We start from the raw sequence: 14,900 nt of genomic DNA on the forward strand, positions 1-14,900 counted from the left end.
TTATGTTATGAATATTAAACCAGCATCAGAAGCTTCACTCAAAGATTGGTTAAAACTAAGAATAAAGCTTTGGAATGATCTTGAAGAATCACATTTGCAAGAGATGCATCAGTTATTGGCTGAAAAGCATGCATTACAATTATTAGTCTATTCGGATGATCACGCGGTTGCGATGCTAGAAGCATCTATTCGGTATGAATATGTAAACGGGACAGAGACTTCTCCCGTGGCATTTCTAGAAGGCATTTATGTACTTCCAGAATATCGTCGCTTAGGTGTAGCAACTTTACTTGTTCGTCAGGTTGAGGCGTGGGCAAAACAATTTTCTTGTACTGAGTTTGCATCTGATGCGGCATTGGACAATGTCATTAGTCATGCAATGCATCGTGCATTGGGTTTTCAAGAAACTGAAAGAGTTGTTTATTTTAGTAAAAAAATAGATTAATCCAACTTAGGGCACAACGCTTTACAGCGCCCCTCGAATATACGGATAAGCCAAGTTAAGCATAATCGATTGTGCTTTGGCATTTGGGTGAACCTGATCATTTTGCATTAAACTTTTATTGCCTGCGACACCTTCTAAAAAGAAGGGCAGTAACTTAATGCGATATTGCTGGCTTACAACTTTATAATTATTTTCAAAAGCGGTGCTATATGCCGTTCCATAATTTGGTGGTATTTTCATACCAAACAGTAAAACATTGGCCTTTTGTTTCTGACTGAGTTGTACCAACTGAGCTAAATTTTTTTGAATCATTTGTGGTGGTTGCCCACGTAATCCATCATTTCCCCCCAGCTCAATGACCACAACTTCAGGTTTATAGGTCTGTAATAGTTTCGGTAATCTTGCCAGCGCGCCACTGGTGGTTTCTCCACTGACACTTGCATTGACCACCTTGTGCTGTTTCGGATACTGTTGGTCTAAACGTTGTTGTAATAAGTGAACCCAACCTTGTTTGGCATCAATACCATAACCTGCACTCAGGCTATCACCCAATATCAAAATCGTCTTTGCCGAAACCAGTGTTGGTAATAAACATATCAGTAGTGTGGCAAGCAGTTTAGACATTGATAAGATCACTTTAGGTGTTTGCATAAACGTTAAAAATTTGTTCTACAGGATACCTAACATCATGCCACAACCGATTATTTCTGCCCGAAAAGTTACACAAAATATTCAAATTAATCAGCAAACTCTAACCATTTTAAAAGAGATTGATTTAGATATTTATCAGGGAGAGCAAATTGCGATTACAGGTCGGTCAGGTTCAGGAAAATCCACGCTCTTGGGGATTTTAGCCACTTTGGATCAACCAAGTTTGGGAGAGTTGTGGGTCTGTGAACAAGCCGTACATGCTTTAACTGAAGAGCAACGTGCGCAGGTTCGATTAGAAAATATTGGTTTTGTTTTTCAGTCTTTTCAGCTTCTACCCCAGCTCAGTGCTTTAGAAAATGTCATGCTGCCATTACGTTTACAACCAGATTTTAATTTTAAACACGCTGAACAAAAAGCATTGGCTTGGTTAGAGCGTGTGGGCTTGATTCGGCAGGCACAACAAACGCCCAAAGTTTTGTCTGGTGGTGAACAACAACGCGTGGCCATCGCCCGTGCATTGATTGCTGAACCCAAAATTATTTTCGCCGATGAGCCAACCGGAAATTTGGATGGCCAAACGGCAGAAGAGATTGAGCAACTTTTATTTGATTTAAATAAAGAGCTAGGCACGACTCTAGTGCTAGTGACACATGATCAAAATTTAGCTGCATTATGCCAGCGTCATGTCAGACTTGTGGATGGTCAAATTCAAGAAATCATCAAAGCTGAAGACGAGAACGCCGAGGAAAGGGTATGAATTCGATTGTAAAACCCTTACTGCTACAAAGTTTTCGTACAGGTGGATTGTATTTATTGATTATTGCGCTCTCCCTCGCGATTAGCGCAACCACAGCTTTAAAATTTAGCAATACTCAAGTCCAAAATGCCGTGACCTTGCAAGCAGCGGAAATGCTCGGTGCAGATCTAGTTCTATCAGATCAAGAACCGATTCAGTCTAACTGGCTGCAACACGCCGAAAAACTGAACTTGCAACAGGCTTTTGTGACCATATTTGGATCAATGGCACATACCCAAGATCAGTTTGTGATGGTCAATGTCAAAGCCGTAGATGATAGCTTCCCTTTACGTGGGAAACTAGAGATCTCACCTCAAGCTAAATTCATTCAACCTGGGCAAGTCTGGTTAAGTCCAAGAGCAATGGATTTATTGCATGCCAAGCTAGGTGATCAGGTTGCCATTGCGGATGGTGAATTTACGGTTACAGGCGTGATTGAGCATGATTCAAATCAAGAACTTGGTTTTTCAGGTTTTTCGCCCACGGTGATTATTCATCGTGCAGATATTGCAAAAACCAATGCCGTTCAAATTGGCAGCCGTATTGAATATCGGTTGTTAATGGCAGGTTTGCCTGAACAAGTGAATGCCTTTCAACAGATATTTAAACAAGACACTGGTCATGAGCAGCCTTTGGATCAGGCAGTTGATCAACAGATTGAAAATACTGAACAAACAACGTTAAAACTACGCGATGCCAGTCAATCCAATACTCGACTGATGAAACCAATAGAAAATCTGGATACTTTTCTACAGCTCGCCAATTTATTGACGATTCTACTTTGTGGTATTGCAATTGCTCTGACCAGTCAACGTTATGTACAACAAAACCAAGATCACATCGCCTTAATGCGTTGTTTGGGCGCAAGTAAAAGCCAAATTCTAATTGGGTATATGCTATTGCTTGGTATTGTTAGTGCGTTGTCGATTGTGATTGGAAGTTTGATGGGGATCGCTTTGGGCTATGGTCTATTGCAATTGATGTTACAGCTGATTCCCCAATTACAACTCAGCTTTGCAATAAGTGATTTACTCATGGCATTGCCGATTGCGATTTTTACCAGTGTGATGGTGCTGATTGGTTTTATCTTGCCGAGTATTTGGGAGTTACTGAATACACCACCAATTCGAGTCATACGCCAACAAGTGCGCTCGCGAAAATCTCATATTGCGATGTTTGCTGTTGGGGTTGCCAGTCTGGTGATTTTTAGTTTGGTATTGAGTGATAATATTCAGTTAAGTTTGTTGGTGTTAAGCGCGATTTTAGCCCTTTGTGCCGTGCTGTATGCTGTGATTTGGTTATTACTGAAAGCAATTAAACAACTCAAACACCCATTATCAGCTTATGTTCGCATCCCGCATCAAACTGCATTACAGATTACGGCCTTGGCTTTAGGTTTGAGTTTGATTACGGTACTGAGTGTTTTAAGAACCGATCTACTTGAACGTTGGCAGCAACAGCTACCAGAGGGAACACCTAACCAGTTTGTCTATGGGTTGCCTCCTTTTGATATGCCAGAGCTCAAGCAACAACTTGAACAAAATCAGTGGCAATCAACGCCGCTTTATCCGAATATTCGAGGTCGCTTGATTGCGAAGAATGGTGAAGCATTTGCACCTGAATTGATTCAGCAAAATAACTCGTTACGCCGTGAACTAAACTTGACTCAATCAGCACATTTTCCGACTGACAATGTCATTACAAAAGGGGCGAAAGAATTTAGTCAAGTTGCTCAAGTTTCGGTGGAAGAAAAGTTAGCCAATGAGCTTGATATTCATATCGGTGATCAACTCAGTTTTAGTCTGCCAGAGGGAACTTTACAAGCGACGGTGATTAATTTACGTGCGGTGGAATGGGAAAGCTTTAGTCCAAACTTCTTCTTTATTTTTTCTCCAGAAACGATGGATGAAAATGCGGGCAGCTACTTGGGAAGCTTTTATGTGCCGCCTGCTGAACAAGCAAAAATGGTGCAACTGATTCAACAATTCTCCAATACGGTATTTATTGATGTGGGGCGGATTTTGGATGAAGTGAAGCGTTTAATGAATGTGTTGGTTCAGATCGTGACTGTACTGGCAATGCTGGTCGGGTTATCAGGCATTTTGGTGTTGATCGCCTGTTTGAATGTGTTGATGGATGAGCGCCGTAAAGAAGTGGCTTTATTGCGTTCCTTTGGTATCGCCAAAAATAAATTAAAACGGATGCTGAGTTTGGAAATCGGTTTTATTGGGTTATTGGCAGGGATCGTCGCATGTCTGTTTGCTGAGGTGATTAGTGCGATTGCCAGTCACAAGATGCAAATGGCAGTGCAATGGCATCCAGAAATCTGGTTGATTTTACCGTTAACGATGATGTTGATTTGTACTTTGATTGGTCGTTATCGTCTCAGCTATTTATGTGATATTCCACCATTGCAGAGCTTGAGGGAAATGAATCAGTCTTGATCTTTTAAATATGAGTCTAATCATCATTTGTTAACGTGGGGCGACATGGATGCCGCCCGAAACTAAAAGGTTGATTACTTCAATTGATTCTGCATCAAAATCTCATACCATAATGGATGAAGTTCAATGCTTAACTGGGTACAGTAAAAATAGAATGCTGCGAGTAATAACGTCGTAATGAAGATCGCTGTGATTTGGATGAAATTGGTTTTCACAACTTTTTGACTGAAATACCAAGCGCCTGCGAGTAAAGCCCCCATGATCATACCGCCAATATGTGCAGCATTATTGATGCCTGAAACGGTAAAACCAAATACGAGGTTGATGCCCATAATCAAGAGCAGGGATTTTTTATCTAACAAAAACCGTTGTCGTGGCAAAGTTGGAAATAGCGAGATAACCGTAAGTGCAGCACCTAAGCCCATGACTGCGCCTGATGCACCTGCACTGATTTTCGGTAATAGCTTTACATCAAAGTGTTGTAATAATTGATAGGCATCTAAAATACTCAGATAGCTGGAAAGCACACTGCCCATTAACCCTGCTAGAAAATACAGAGCAACATAATAAGTCCGACCAAACAGTTGTTCGGCAATACTACCAAAAATGTATAATGCCCACATATTCAGCATCAAGTGAATCATGCCAAAATGAAAAAACATGCTGCTGAGTAGTCGTTCGGGTTGACCCATAAACGTTAGAGGTGTGAAATCTGCACCCCAAGCAATTGCATCAACGGGTGAAGGATCGGTAATATTCACACCTGTGAGAATTTGCCAACTAAATAATCCGACATTGACGGCGATCAATAGTGCAGTAAACCACCATGTTTGCATCTGTAATTTTTGATTGATTTGTGGTGGAGTTGTTTTAGTCATATGCTTGGCGAGTCATTGAAATAAAAAATAGCTTAGCATGAATAGATTTCTCAGACGAATGCAGAAGGAGTGATGCACTTTAATGAAAGCTTTTTTAGCCCGTATTGTGATGCTGATCATCGGCGTGATTTTACTCATTCAGCTTTGGATTTTTAGTAGTTTAGTGTGGTGGCGAACTCACCCTGTAAACACAACCATGTTCATGCGTTTAGACTATTGGTCTGACTTGAAACCGATTCAGCACGACTGGCGTGATTATGATCAGATTAGTGATAACTTCAAACATGCTGTTTTAGCTGGGGAAGATGCAAAATTTATTCATCATCATGGTTTTGACTGGGCGGGTATTCAACATGCCTTAGAACGAAATAATAAAAAGGGTGAGGTGGTGGCTGGTGGTTCGACTATTTCACAACAATTAGCGAAAAACTTATTTCTGTATAACAAACGCTCATTTATTCGTAAGGGGCAAGAAGCAGTCGCGACATGGATGATGGAACGGGTATGGTCAAAACGTCGAATTTTAGAAGTGTATATGAACTCAGTTGAATTCGGACAGAACATTTATGGCGTAGAGGCTGCAGCGCAATTTTATTATGGTAAAAGTTCAAAAAGCTTAACCCGTGAGCAAGCGGCCTTTCTCGCTGCATTGCTACCTAATCCTAAATATTACCAAGACAACCGCAATGATCGAAAGCTGCAATACCGTAAACGTGTGATTTTGAAATATATGAATGGCACACAAAAACCACAGTAAATAATTTAAATGCGAAAAAGCCCAATATTTTTGGGCTTTTTTACCAAATTGACATAATTTTGCAGCATACTTAAATTATCACTTGATGAATGATAATGCACAAGGTTCAGTATGAATACTGCAGTGACGACAACAGCGCCAATAGAATACAGTTACAACGATCGTTATATTAATCGAGAACTTTCCATTCTTGATTTCCATTTACGTGTGCTTGAACAGGTGGTTGATCCACTTCATCCATTATTGGAACGGATGAATTTCCTGCTGATTTTTTCACGTAACTTAGATGAGTTTTTTGAAATTCGCGTAGCAGGCGTGATGGAGCAATTGACTCTAGGCAATGAAAGCCGTACGCCTGATGGTTTTACCCCGAAGCAGGTTTTGGAGCAAATCTCCATCACAGCACATGCAGCGATTGAACATCAATATCGTATTCTCAATGAAGAAATTTTGCCGAAGTTACGTGAAGAAGATATTTGCTTCTTACGTCGTGGTGAATTAACACCTGCACAGTCTGCTTGGATTAAAAAATATTTCCAAGAACAAGTTGCACCTGTTTTAACACCGATTAGTCTTGATCCAGCACATCCATTTCCACGTTTGGTGAACAAAAGCCTCAACTTTGTTGTGACATTAGAAGGTAAAGATGCCTTTGGTCGTCAAATTGATTTGGCTGTTGTTCCAGCACCACGCTCTTTACCACGTGTCGTACGTTTACCTGATGATCTCACCGATGGGAAAGAGCATCATGTGATGCTGTCTGCCATTATCCATGAGCATGTATCCGACTTGTTCCCAGGCATGACGGCAACAGGATGTTATCAATTTCGAGTCACACGTAACGCCGACTTGGCTTTGAACGAAGATGTTGAAGATTTGGCCAAAGCCTTGAAAGGTGAGTTGAGTTCGCGTCGCTTTGGACGTGCGGTACGTTTGGAAGTCACACAGAATTGTCCAAAGCATATCTATGACTATTTATTGGCTGAGTTTGAGTTGGGAGAAGAGCAACTATATAAAGTTGATGGCCCAGTCAATTTGGCGCGTTTATTGTCAAACTTTAAACGTCCGCATTTGCGCTATGACTCGCATACGCCAGTTTTGCCAAGAGTATTTAAGAAGTCAGAAAGCATCTTTGCGGCGATGCAAAAACAAGAGATTTTATTGCATCATCCGTTCGAGTCTTTTGCGCCTGTGATTCAATTATTACGTGAAGCCGCACGTGATCCACAGGTGTTAGCAATTAAACAAACCTTGTATCGTAGTGGTGCAGACTCGGAAATTGTACAGGTGCTTGCCGAAGCTGCCCGTAATGGCAAGGAAGTAACAGCGGTCATTGAACTGCGTGCTCGATTTGATGAAGAATCCAACATTGAAGTCGCCAATGTGCTGCAAGAAGCGGGCGCTGTGGTGGTGTATGGTATCGTGGGTTATAAAACCCATGCCAAGATGATCTTGGTGGTACGCCGAGAAAATAACAAATTGGTTCGTTATGTGCATTTGGGCACAGGTAACTACCATGCAGGTAATGCTCGAATCTATACCGATTATGGGCTCATGACCACCGACAAAGAACTCTGCGAAGATGTACATCGCGTGTTCCAAGAGTTGACTGGTATGGGCAAGATGGCAAAACTGAAAAAGTTATTGCACGCGCCATTTACCTTACATGCACATTTGATTAACTTTATCGATGATGAAATTGCCAATGTGAAAGCGGGTAAACCTGCACAAATTATTATTAAAGTGAACGCCTTAACTGAAGTTCATCTCATTAATAAATTGTATGAAGCCTCGCAGGCTGGCGTACAAATTGATTTAATCATCCGTTCAATTTGCTGTTTGCGCCCAGGTTTGCCAAATTTATCCGAAAATATTCGTGTGCGCTCGATCGTCGGACGCTTTTTGGAACATACTCGTGTCTATTATTTTAGCAATAATGGTAATCCACGAATTTATTGTTCGAGTGCCGACTGGATGGATCGCAACTTATTTAATCGTGTAGAAGCTTGTTTCCCTATTGAGGAGCCTGCTTTGAAAAAACGGATTTATCAGCAAGGCTTATTGAATTATCTCAAAGACAATCAACAAGCGTGGTTATTGCAAGCGGATGGGACGTGGCAACGTGCGACTCCAGCAGAGGGCGAAGCACCTTATAACGCGCAAAGAACGTTATTAGAACTGTTTAAGTAGACAGCAATAAAAAATCGACCTGTATAGGTCGATTTTTTTATTAATTTTTTACCGTGTTGTGATTTCTACAATCAGTTGATTGACTAAATCGGCAGCTTCTAATTCTCGAATTTGAGCCACATTGCTTCCCGCCCAAAATGCACCATAGCTAAAATCATCGTGTTGGTTAGCAATCCCCATCAGTTGTTTGGCTAAATCATAGCTATATGGGTATGCCGGTACAGTGGGACGATGCGGGCTATCAATTTGGGTATGCCATGTTCCGAGCAAACCACGCGCAGGTCGTCCCGATAAACTGGCACTGATTTGGGTGATTTTCTGACTAAATAATGCTTTGCGATAAGCGGCGTTGGCACTGGAACTTTTACATTGGACAAATGCAGTACCGAGTTGTACAGCCGCCGCACCCAGTTTAAACATGGTTTTTGCTTGATCACCATTCATGATGCCACCTGCTGCGATCACAGGACATGTGCAATGTTGGGTGAGCAGTTGAACAAGATCACTGGTTTTGATTGCAGCATCAATATATTGATTGAAAATACCGCGATGTCCACCTGCCTCAATGCCTTGCGCAATAATGATATCAATGCCAGCAGCCTCAATTTGTTGTGCCTCAATCAGGTTGGTTGCTGAAACCATAGTGATAATTCCAGCCTGTTTGAGTGCTTGAATTTGATGCGGATGAGGAATCCCGAAATGAAAACTGACGGCTTTGGGTTTGGTTTCTAAGATGACATTGAGGAAATCATCATTTTCTAAAAAACTCGGATAGATGCAATTCAATTGTGTGGGAGGCGTTGCATCAAATTTAGCAAATTCAGGCTGTAAATATTCAATCCATTGCTTCGCAATTTCAGCATTGAGTGGTTCTGGCTGATGGCAAAAAAAGTTGACTTGAAATGGGAGGTCCGTCAGTTCTTGCGTTTTTAAAATTTGCGCTTTGGCTGATTCAGGGGTATTTGCACCGAGGCCTAATGAACCGAGAGCACCCTGATTGGAAACTTCTGCCGCGAGTGTTGGTGTAGAAACACCAGCCATAGGAGCTAGAAAAATAGGATGTTTTATTTCTAATAATTCTAAAATTGACATGTCATTTTCCTAATTGCTTTTAAATCAACATAGCTTAGATTTTAAAAAAATAGCAAATAATAATGGTTATTTAGTTGAGGAATGCAAAGCTTATAGGAAAATACACAGGTGTTTGACCAATGATCGGTCAAACACCCAGAAAAGAGATTATTGGTAAGCAAGCATCAGTAAGCCTTTAAAGAGTCCAGCGATGATCGCTAACCCTAAAAAGCCAACCAGCCACAAGCCAATGAACCATTTGATTTGTGATTTTTTCATTTGACTTCACCTCAATGATAGCCGTCGTCACCAATACGAACTTTGTCTCTAAAAATCCAGTAACCCCAAAAGGTGTAGACCAAGATGATCGGAATCATAATACCTGCACCAACTAAGGAAAATAGCTGACTATTTCTTGGCGCAGCAGCTTCCCATATCGTGACCGACGGCGGGATGATGTATGGCCAAAGACTGATGACAAAACCTGAGTAAGCAAGAAACATCAGCATGAGGGTATAAACAAAAGGTTTATATTCACTTCGTTTTACACAGGCACGCCATGCTAGGAACGTAAAGGCGATTACTAAAATTGGAACAGGACTAAAATAAAGTAATTGCGGTAAAGCAAACCATTTTTCAGCGATTGCTGGCTGACTATATGGCGTGTACAAGCTGACAGCAACGAAAATAGCCAATAGGGTGAAGATCAGTTTTGGCATCAGGTTGTACATTTTGTTTTGCAATTCCTGATCTGTTTTCAGGATGAGCCAGCCACAACCTAAAGCTGCATACATCACGACCACACCGAAACCAGTGAACAATGCAAAAGGAGTCAGCCAGTCTAAACCGCCACCGACGTATATGCCGTTCTCTGTTTTTAAGCCCTGAATGTAGGCACCTAAAATCACGCCTTGTAAGAAGCTCGCCAGTGTTGAACCCCAAATAAATGCTATATCCCAAAGTGCTTTAGAACGATTGGCTTTGAAACGAAACTCAAATGCAACACCTCTAAAGATTAAAGCAATGACCATTAAGGTAATTGGCATATACAGTGCGGATAAAACCGTGGCGTAAACAATTGGAAACGCAGCGAACAAACCTGCACCGCCTAACACCATCCATGTTTCATTGCCATCCCAAACAGGTGCAACGGTATTCATCATCACGTCTCTTTCTTGTTTTCCTTTTATAAAAGGGAACAAAATGCCGATACCGAGATCAAAACCATCGAGCACCACATAGATCAATACACCAAAGGCAATAATCATTGCCCAAATGAGAGAAATATCCAACATGTTATTCTCCTTTGCCTTGATCTTTGCTTTCAAGACTGTCATCAACAGCGCTTAAAGGACGCATTGGGGTTTTAAAATGTCCAACGCCTCCAGCCTCTGGTATTGGTGTATCGATAAACTGAGGACCTTTGTGCATCAGCTTGAGGATGTAGTAAATACCTGTACCAAAGACGATGGTATAGACCACCACAAAGATAATCAGCGTGAGTCCAACTTGTTCAGCAGAAACACTGGATAAGGCATCTTTAGTCCGTAAAACACCATAAACCACCCATGGTTGACGACCTAATTCAGTGGTAAACCAGCCTGCCAATAAAGCGATATAGCCCGTTGGTCCCATGATCAGAGCAAATTTATGAAACCATTTTTTCTCATAAATTTGATCTTTTCTACGTAGGATTAACCCGACAAGCGCCAATAAAACCATCAGTGTGCCGAGACCCACCATGATACGGAAACTCCAAAACACCAAGGTTGAGTTTGGTCGATCTTCAGGTGCAAACTCTTTTAAACCTTTGACTTCGCCATCGAGACTATGTGTAAGAATTAAGCTACCCAAATAGGGGATACCCACCGCATATTTGGTGGTCTCTGCTTGCATATCAGGGATACCAAAAAGGTAAAGCGGCATAGGTTCATTGACATTGGTTTCCCAGTGTCCTTCCATCGCAGCGAGTTTTGCAGGTTGATATTTCAAGGTATTTAAACCGTGATGATCACCAATCACCACTTGGGCTGGTGCAGCAAATAAGATCATCCACATCGCCATTGAAAACGATTTTTTGACCAATGCATCACGGCGACCACGAAGTAAGTGCCAAGCAGCCGTAGCAGCCACAACCAATGCAGAAACAAGAAATGCAGCCACTGCCATGTGTGCAAAACGGTATGGGAATGATGGATTAAAGACAATCGCAAACCAATCTGTAGGAACGATGATGCCATTTTCAATCGCAAAGCCTTGCGGTGTTTGCATCCAGCTATTGGAGGATAATATCCAGAACATTGAGATACATGTACCGATGGCTACCATCAGCGTCGCAAAGAAATGCGCTTTTTCACTGACTCGTCCCCAACCAAATAACATGATGCCGAGGAATCCTGCTTCGAGGAAAAAAGCCGAAAGCACTTCATAGGTCAGTAATGGCCCTGTGATACTTCCTGAAATACGGGAGAACTCACTCCAGTTGGTGCCGAACTGATAGCTCATCACCACACCTGAAACCACGCCCATACCAAAAGTGACGGCGAAGATTTTAAGCCAGTACTTATATAAATCTTTGTAAATTGGATCGTGGCTTTTTAGCCATTTCCATTCTAAAACCGCCAGGAAACAAGCCAGTCCAATAGAGGTAGCAGGAAAAATAATATGAAATGAAACAGTAAAAGCGAACTGGATACGTGCCAGTTCTAATGCAGTTAAACCTAAGTCCATAGCGAATTCTCCAGTACAGAGGGAGTCTGTTGAATATCATCTAAACACTGTATTTTTTTAGCGATGAATATCGCTGGCTCTTGCTGAACGATAGCAAAAGAAACTCGATAAAGCATATATAACTCACTTTCTCAATAAATAATTTTAGACAAACTAAATCACTGAAAAAGCAAGTGGTGGAGCACGACCTTGGGGCGTAAGAAATAGTCGTTGTAAAGAAAAGAAGAAGCTGATGAACACTTGTTGTAGATGCAAATAACGCACCTGTAAGCGAACGAAGACTTCTTGAATACCTAATGTTGGAGGAACAACCAATTGTCCGTAGAAAAAACAAAATGGACATTGATGATTGAAATCATGTTGATGTACGTGATTAGCTGAGTTTGAAACGACCTGATCAGAGGCAACGCTATGATGATTATGCTCAGTGTGTGAGTGGTGCGCATGCAGATCTTGCTGAGGTCTAAATTGGGATGACAAATGCAACACAGTCTCACATGCAGGAGAAATTTGATATTTCTCTGGCAATAGTGGCTGTAGAAAAACAGCAATCTGTAATGCAATTGTTGCAAATGCAAACAATATCCCAAGTCGATGTATCAAAACACTTCTCTACATTGGTCAGTTCAGAACTGCGAGAATCTAATTTAGTGGAATGTTCACACTAATTATGGATCATTCAGTTATCTCTGATCATACAACCAAACGATAAAAAAAGCTTTATTCCGCCGTAAATTAATTCTTATACATCCACTCGGATTTCAAAAAGCAAGCATCTCTAAAGGGTCTGTACATTGAATAGTGAACCGACCCAGCTAGAAAATAACATGGCGAGAATGCCCCACAGCGTAATGCGTAAGCTGCTTTTTAGTATAGAGGTGTTGGCAATGTATCCTGACATTGCACCCAATAACGCGAGAGATAAAATCCCCGTGAGCATGACTGTCTGTGAAATATAAGCTTCAGCACTGAGCAATATCGCGAACATTGGAAGTGCTGCACCACAAGAAAAAGCGGCAGCAGATGAGAAAGCTGCTTGAATCGGATTGGCTGCTGTATTTTCATGGATGCCGATTTCATCTCTAGCGTGCGCGCCCAGAGCATCATGCGCGGTCAATTGTGTTGCAACTTCTAGAGCCAATGCTGGTGCTAATCCTCGTGTGATATAAATCTGTGTTAACTCATTTAATTCGGCTTCAGGATTCCTTTTTAATTCCTTAGCTTCAAATTTTAAGTCAGCTTTTTCAATATCTTCTTGTGATTTTACTGACACATATTCACCTGCCGCCATTGAGGTTGCACCCGCAATCAGTCCAGCGATACATGTAACTAAGAGCGTCTGAGAATGCGCGCCACTGGCTGCCATGCCCATGACTAAACTGGTAACAGAAATAATCCCGTCATTTGCGCCAAGTACTGCCGCACGAAGCCAGCCAGAACGTTGTATCGCATGAGGTTCAGCATGGTGTGAAAAAGTCATAATGTTCTCTATTTACATTTCATTTAATTTTGAATACAAAAAAACAGAGCATCGGCTCATTTTTGAGTTATAGATATTGATTTTTATCAATGATTCATCAACTTAACTTACTTATAAAATAACTTATTTTAACCATTCGATAACGATGATTTAGTTATAATATGTGAATAACATAACATTATAAATTGAGTTGAATCGACCTTTCCTAACATTCTATATCGGTATTCTGAGTTGAGATCTGCGATGAAAAAATCAAAAATTAAGCTGCTGAGTCATACCTTGTTTATGTTGGGTCTTTTATTCCCGATACAGCAGGTGATGAGTGCCGAGTCTGATTTTGTCAAAGAGGGGGATGCTGTTTATAAGCCAGGCAATCCAATCTATGACCGTTGGGACAGTTTTTATAAAATTGAACAAAGTCAGCCTGAGCAGGCAGAAAAAATCTTACTGGAGCTTGCACAACTGACGCCACAAGATGTCAAAGTTTGGAAAAGTCTGACTTATTTACAAATTCGACTGAATAAGCAACCTGAAGCCTTACAAAGTGTTCGTCAGGCGTCACAGCTTGCACCTCAGGACGATCAGCTTAAATTACAAGAAGCATATTTGTTGAATCAACAAAAGAGAGATAAAGAAGCTTTACCAATATTCAAAATGTTGACCCAGTCAAATGATGTAGAAATCGCGACCAAAGCACAACAAGCGGTGCAAAACTTAAGTGGTGGGGTAGTCAAACCTGTATTCAAAGATATTTATTTTGCACCTTCCTATGAGTCCCGTTATGACGACTTCATTTTTCCTCTAAAAATGCGTTATGGGCGTAACTTGGATAATGGTCGTGCACAAGTCTATGGTTTTGTGAATCTTAACCGTGACACAAAATCTAAAGGTGGTGTCCGCCCAGAAATCATTGATGAAAATGCAGCGACTGTTGGTATCGGTGCCAATTATCAGCCTTGGCTATCAGTACCGATTCGAGCTTATTTAGAAGTTGGCGGTAGTTATGATTTGATTGACCGCAATCGGGATAGGTTTCGCGAAAGTGTGGTTGGTGGTGTAACGGGTTATCAGGAATGGTATGCAAATCCAAGTGTAGAAAATAGCTCGATTTGGAATGATTATTTTACCGATCTGTACGGCAATGTCGCAAGTTACTCGCGTGAGGACTATAACGTGATCGCTGATTTGAGATTGCGTTCGGGGTTTAATGTTTATCGTGGTGACACAGGTACAGTACAGACTTATGCCAAACTGTATGCATTAGCCGACTCCAAGGGTGAAAATTATAATAATTTATTTGAGTATGGTGCGGGAGTGGCTTGGCAACCCTTTAATTATGTGCCAGTAAAATTACGAGTAGAACGGCTATATGGGCATTATCTCAAAGATGCCTTAGCCAATGGTCAAGATCGCTATAACAACACACGTACCGAACTTGTATTTTATAAGGATTTCTAA

13 protein-coding genes are annotated in these 14,900 nt (G+C 41.3%); 6 read left to right on the forward strand and 7 right to left on the reverse strand.

Going from position 1 to position 14,900, the window contains the following annotated elements:
* Nucleotides 1–7: 7 nt before the first annotated feature.
* Nucleotides 8–445 (forward strand): AAC(6')-Ighjkrstuvwx family aminoglycoside N-acetyltransferase, encoded by a 438-nt coding sequence (aac(6')-I, locus tag F991_RS07525; RefSeq protein ID WP_004670361.1) that lies wholly within the window; start codon nucleotides 8–10, stop codon nucleotides 443–445.
* Between the two features lie 21 nt (nucleotides 446–466).
* Here aac(6')-I and F991_RS07530 read toward each other — a convergent pair whose 3' ends face one another.
* The gene (locus F991_RS07530; RefSeq protein ID WP_004670363.1) at nucleotides 467–1,096 is read right to left on the reverse strand and encodes an arylesterase; all 630 of its coding nucleotides are present in this window, start codon (nucleotides 1,094–1,096) and stop codon (nucleotides 467–469) included.
* 37 nt (nucleotides 1,097–1,133) lie between these two features.
* Between F991_RS07530 and F991_RS07535 the strand changes: the two genes are divergently transcribed.
* A complete protein-coding gene (locus F991_RS07535; RefSeq protein ID WP_004670364.1) occupies nucleotides 1,134–1,853 on the forward strand; it encodes an ABC transporter ATP-binding protein in 720 nt (239 codons plus the stop codon).
* Nucleotides 1,850–4,336, forward strand: a complete 2,487-nt coding sequence (locus tag F991_RS07540) for an ABC transporter permease (protein WP_004670367.1) — start codon at nucleotides 1,850–1,852, stop codon at nucleotides 4,334–4,336. The genes F991_RS07535 and F991_RS07540 overlap by 4 nt, the downstream gene beginning before the upstream one ends.
* A gap of 74 nt (nucleotides 4,337–4,410) precedes the next feature.
* Here F991_RS07540 and F991_RS07545 read toward each other — a convergent pair whose 3' ends face one another.
* The gene (locus tag F991_RS07545) at nucleotides 4,411–5,214 is read right to left on the reverse strand and encodes a rhomboid family intramembrane serine protease (RefSeq protein WP_004670368.1); all 804 of its coding nucleotides are present in this window, start codon (nucleotides 5,212–5,214) and stop codon (nucleotides 4,411–4,413) included.
* A gap of 82 nt (nucleotides 5,215–5,296) precedes the next feature.
* Between F991_RS07545 and mtgA the strand changes: the two genes are divergently transcribed.
* Together mtgA and ppk1 are read left to right on the forward strand one after the other, a co-directional pair.
* Complete coding sequence (gene mtgA / locus F991_RS07550; protein WP_004670370.1) at nucleotides 5,297–5,971, forward strand: monofunctional biosynthetic peptidoglycan transglycosylase; 675 nt, start codon at nucleotides 5,297–5,299, stop codon at nucleotides 5,969–5,971.
* Between the two features lie 111 nt (nucleotides 5,972–6,082).
* Nucleotides 6,083–8,161, forward strand: coding sequence for a polyphosphate kinase 1 (gene ppk1, locus F991_RS07555; protein WP_004670372.1), 2,079 nt, complete (start codon nucleotides 6,083–6,085; stop codon nucleotides 8,159–8,161).
* A gap of 48 nt (nucleotides 8,162–8,209) precedes the next feature.
* On the opposite strand, the gene F991_RS07560 is transcribed toward ppk1, so the two are convergent.
* From F991_RS07560 to F991_RS07580, 5 genes are all read right to left on the reverse strand, one after another.
* Nucleotides 8,210–9,253 carry an NAD(P)H-dependent flavin oxidoreductase gene (locus tag F991_RS07560; protein WP_004670373.1) on the reverse strand — a complete coding sequence of 348 codons (1,044 nt, stop codon included), beginning with the start codon at nucleotides 9,251–9,253 and terminating at the stop codon, nucleotides 8,210–8,212.
* Between the two features lie 269 nt (nucleotides 9,254–9,522).
* Complete coding sequence (gene cydB, locus F991_RS07565) at nucleotides 9,523–10,527, reverse strand: cytochrome d ubiquinol oxidase subunit II (RefSeq protein ID WP_004670376.1); 1,005 nt, start codon at nucleotides 10,525–10,527, stop codon at nucleotides 9,523–9,525.
* A 1-nt stretch (nucleotide 10,528) separates the two neighbouring features.
* Complete coding sequence (locus tag F991_RS07570) at nucleotides 10,529–11,962, reverse strand: cytochrome ubiquinol oxidase subunit I (protein ID WP_004670378.1); 1,434 nt, start codon at nucleotides 11,960–11,962, stop codon at nucleotides 10,529–10,531.
* Nucleotides 11,963–12,115: 153 nt separating this feature from the next.
* Nucleotides 12,116–12,565: a DUF2946 family protein gene (locus F991_RS07575; protein ID WP_004670382.1), complete on the reverse strand. Its 450-nt coding sequence runs from the start codon at nucleotides 12,563–12,565 to the stop codon at nucleotides 12,116–12,118.
* A 175-nt stretch (nucleotides 12,566–12,740) separates the two neighbouring features.
* Nucleotides 12,741–13,442 (reverse strand): VIT1/CCC1 transporter family protein, encoded by a 702-nt coding sequence (locus F991_RS07580; protein ID WP_004670384.1) that lies wholly within the window; start codon nucleotides 13,440–13,442, stop codon nucleotides 12,741–12,743.
* Nucleotides 13,443–13,685: 243 nt separating this feature from the next.
* On the opposite strand from F991_RS07580, the gene F991_RS07585 reads away from it, so the two are divergent.
* Complete coding sequence (locus F991_RS07585; protein ID WP_004670386.1) at nucleotides 13,686–14,900, forward strand: tetratricopeptide repeat protein; 1,215 nt, start codon at nucleotides 13,686–13,688, stop codon at nucleotides 14,898–14,900.

This window comes from Acinetobacter sp. CIP-A165 (assembly GCF_000367985.1).
Taxonomy (GTDB): Bacteria; Pseudomonadota; Gammaproteobacteria; order Pseudomonadales; family Moraxellaceae; genus Acinetobacter.

Coding starts and splice junctions, on each gene's coding strand:
- cydB (WP_004670376.1), bottom strand. CDS start 10,527: ATGTTGGATATTTCTCTCATTTGGGCAATGATTATTGCCTTTGGTGTA.
- F991_RS07570 (WP_004670378.1), bottom strand. CDS start 11,962: ATGGACTTAGGTTTAACTGCATTAGAACTGGCACGTATCCAGTTCGCT.
- F991_RS07535 (WP_004670364.1), top strand. CDS start 1,134: ATGCCACAACCGATTATTTCTGCCCGAAAAGTTACACAAAATATTCAA.
- mtgA (WP_004670370.1), top strand. CDS start 5,297: ATGAAAGCTTTTTTAGCCCGTATTGTGATGCTGATCATCGGCGTGATT.
- ppk1 (WP_004670372.1), top strand. CDS start 6,083: ATGAATACTGCAGTGACGACAACAGCGCCAATAGAATACAGTTACAAC.
- F991_RS07580 (WP_004670384.1), bottom strand. CDS start 13,442: ATGACTTTTTCACACCATGCTGAACCTCATGCGATACAACGTTCTGGC.
- F991_RS07560 (WP_004670373.1), bottom strand. CDS start 9,253: ATGTCAATTTTAGAATTATTAGAAATAAAACATCCTATTTTTCTAGCT.
- F991_RS07540 (WP_004670367.1), top strand. CDS start 1,850: ATGAATTCGATTGTAAAACCCTTACTGCTACAAAGTTTTCGTACAGGT.
- F991_RS07585 (WP_004670386.1), top strand. CDS start 13,686: ATGAAAAAATCAAAAATTAAGCTGCTGAGTCATACCTTGTTTATGTTG.
- F991_RS07545 (WP_004670368.1), bottom strand. CDS start 5,214: ATGACTAAAACAACTCCACCACAAATCAATCAAAAATTACAGATGCAA.
- F991_RS07530 (WP_004670363.1), bottom strand. CDS start 1,096: ATGCAAACACCTAAAGTGATCTTATCAATGTCTAAACTGCTTGCCACA.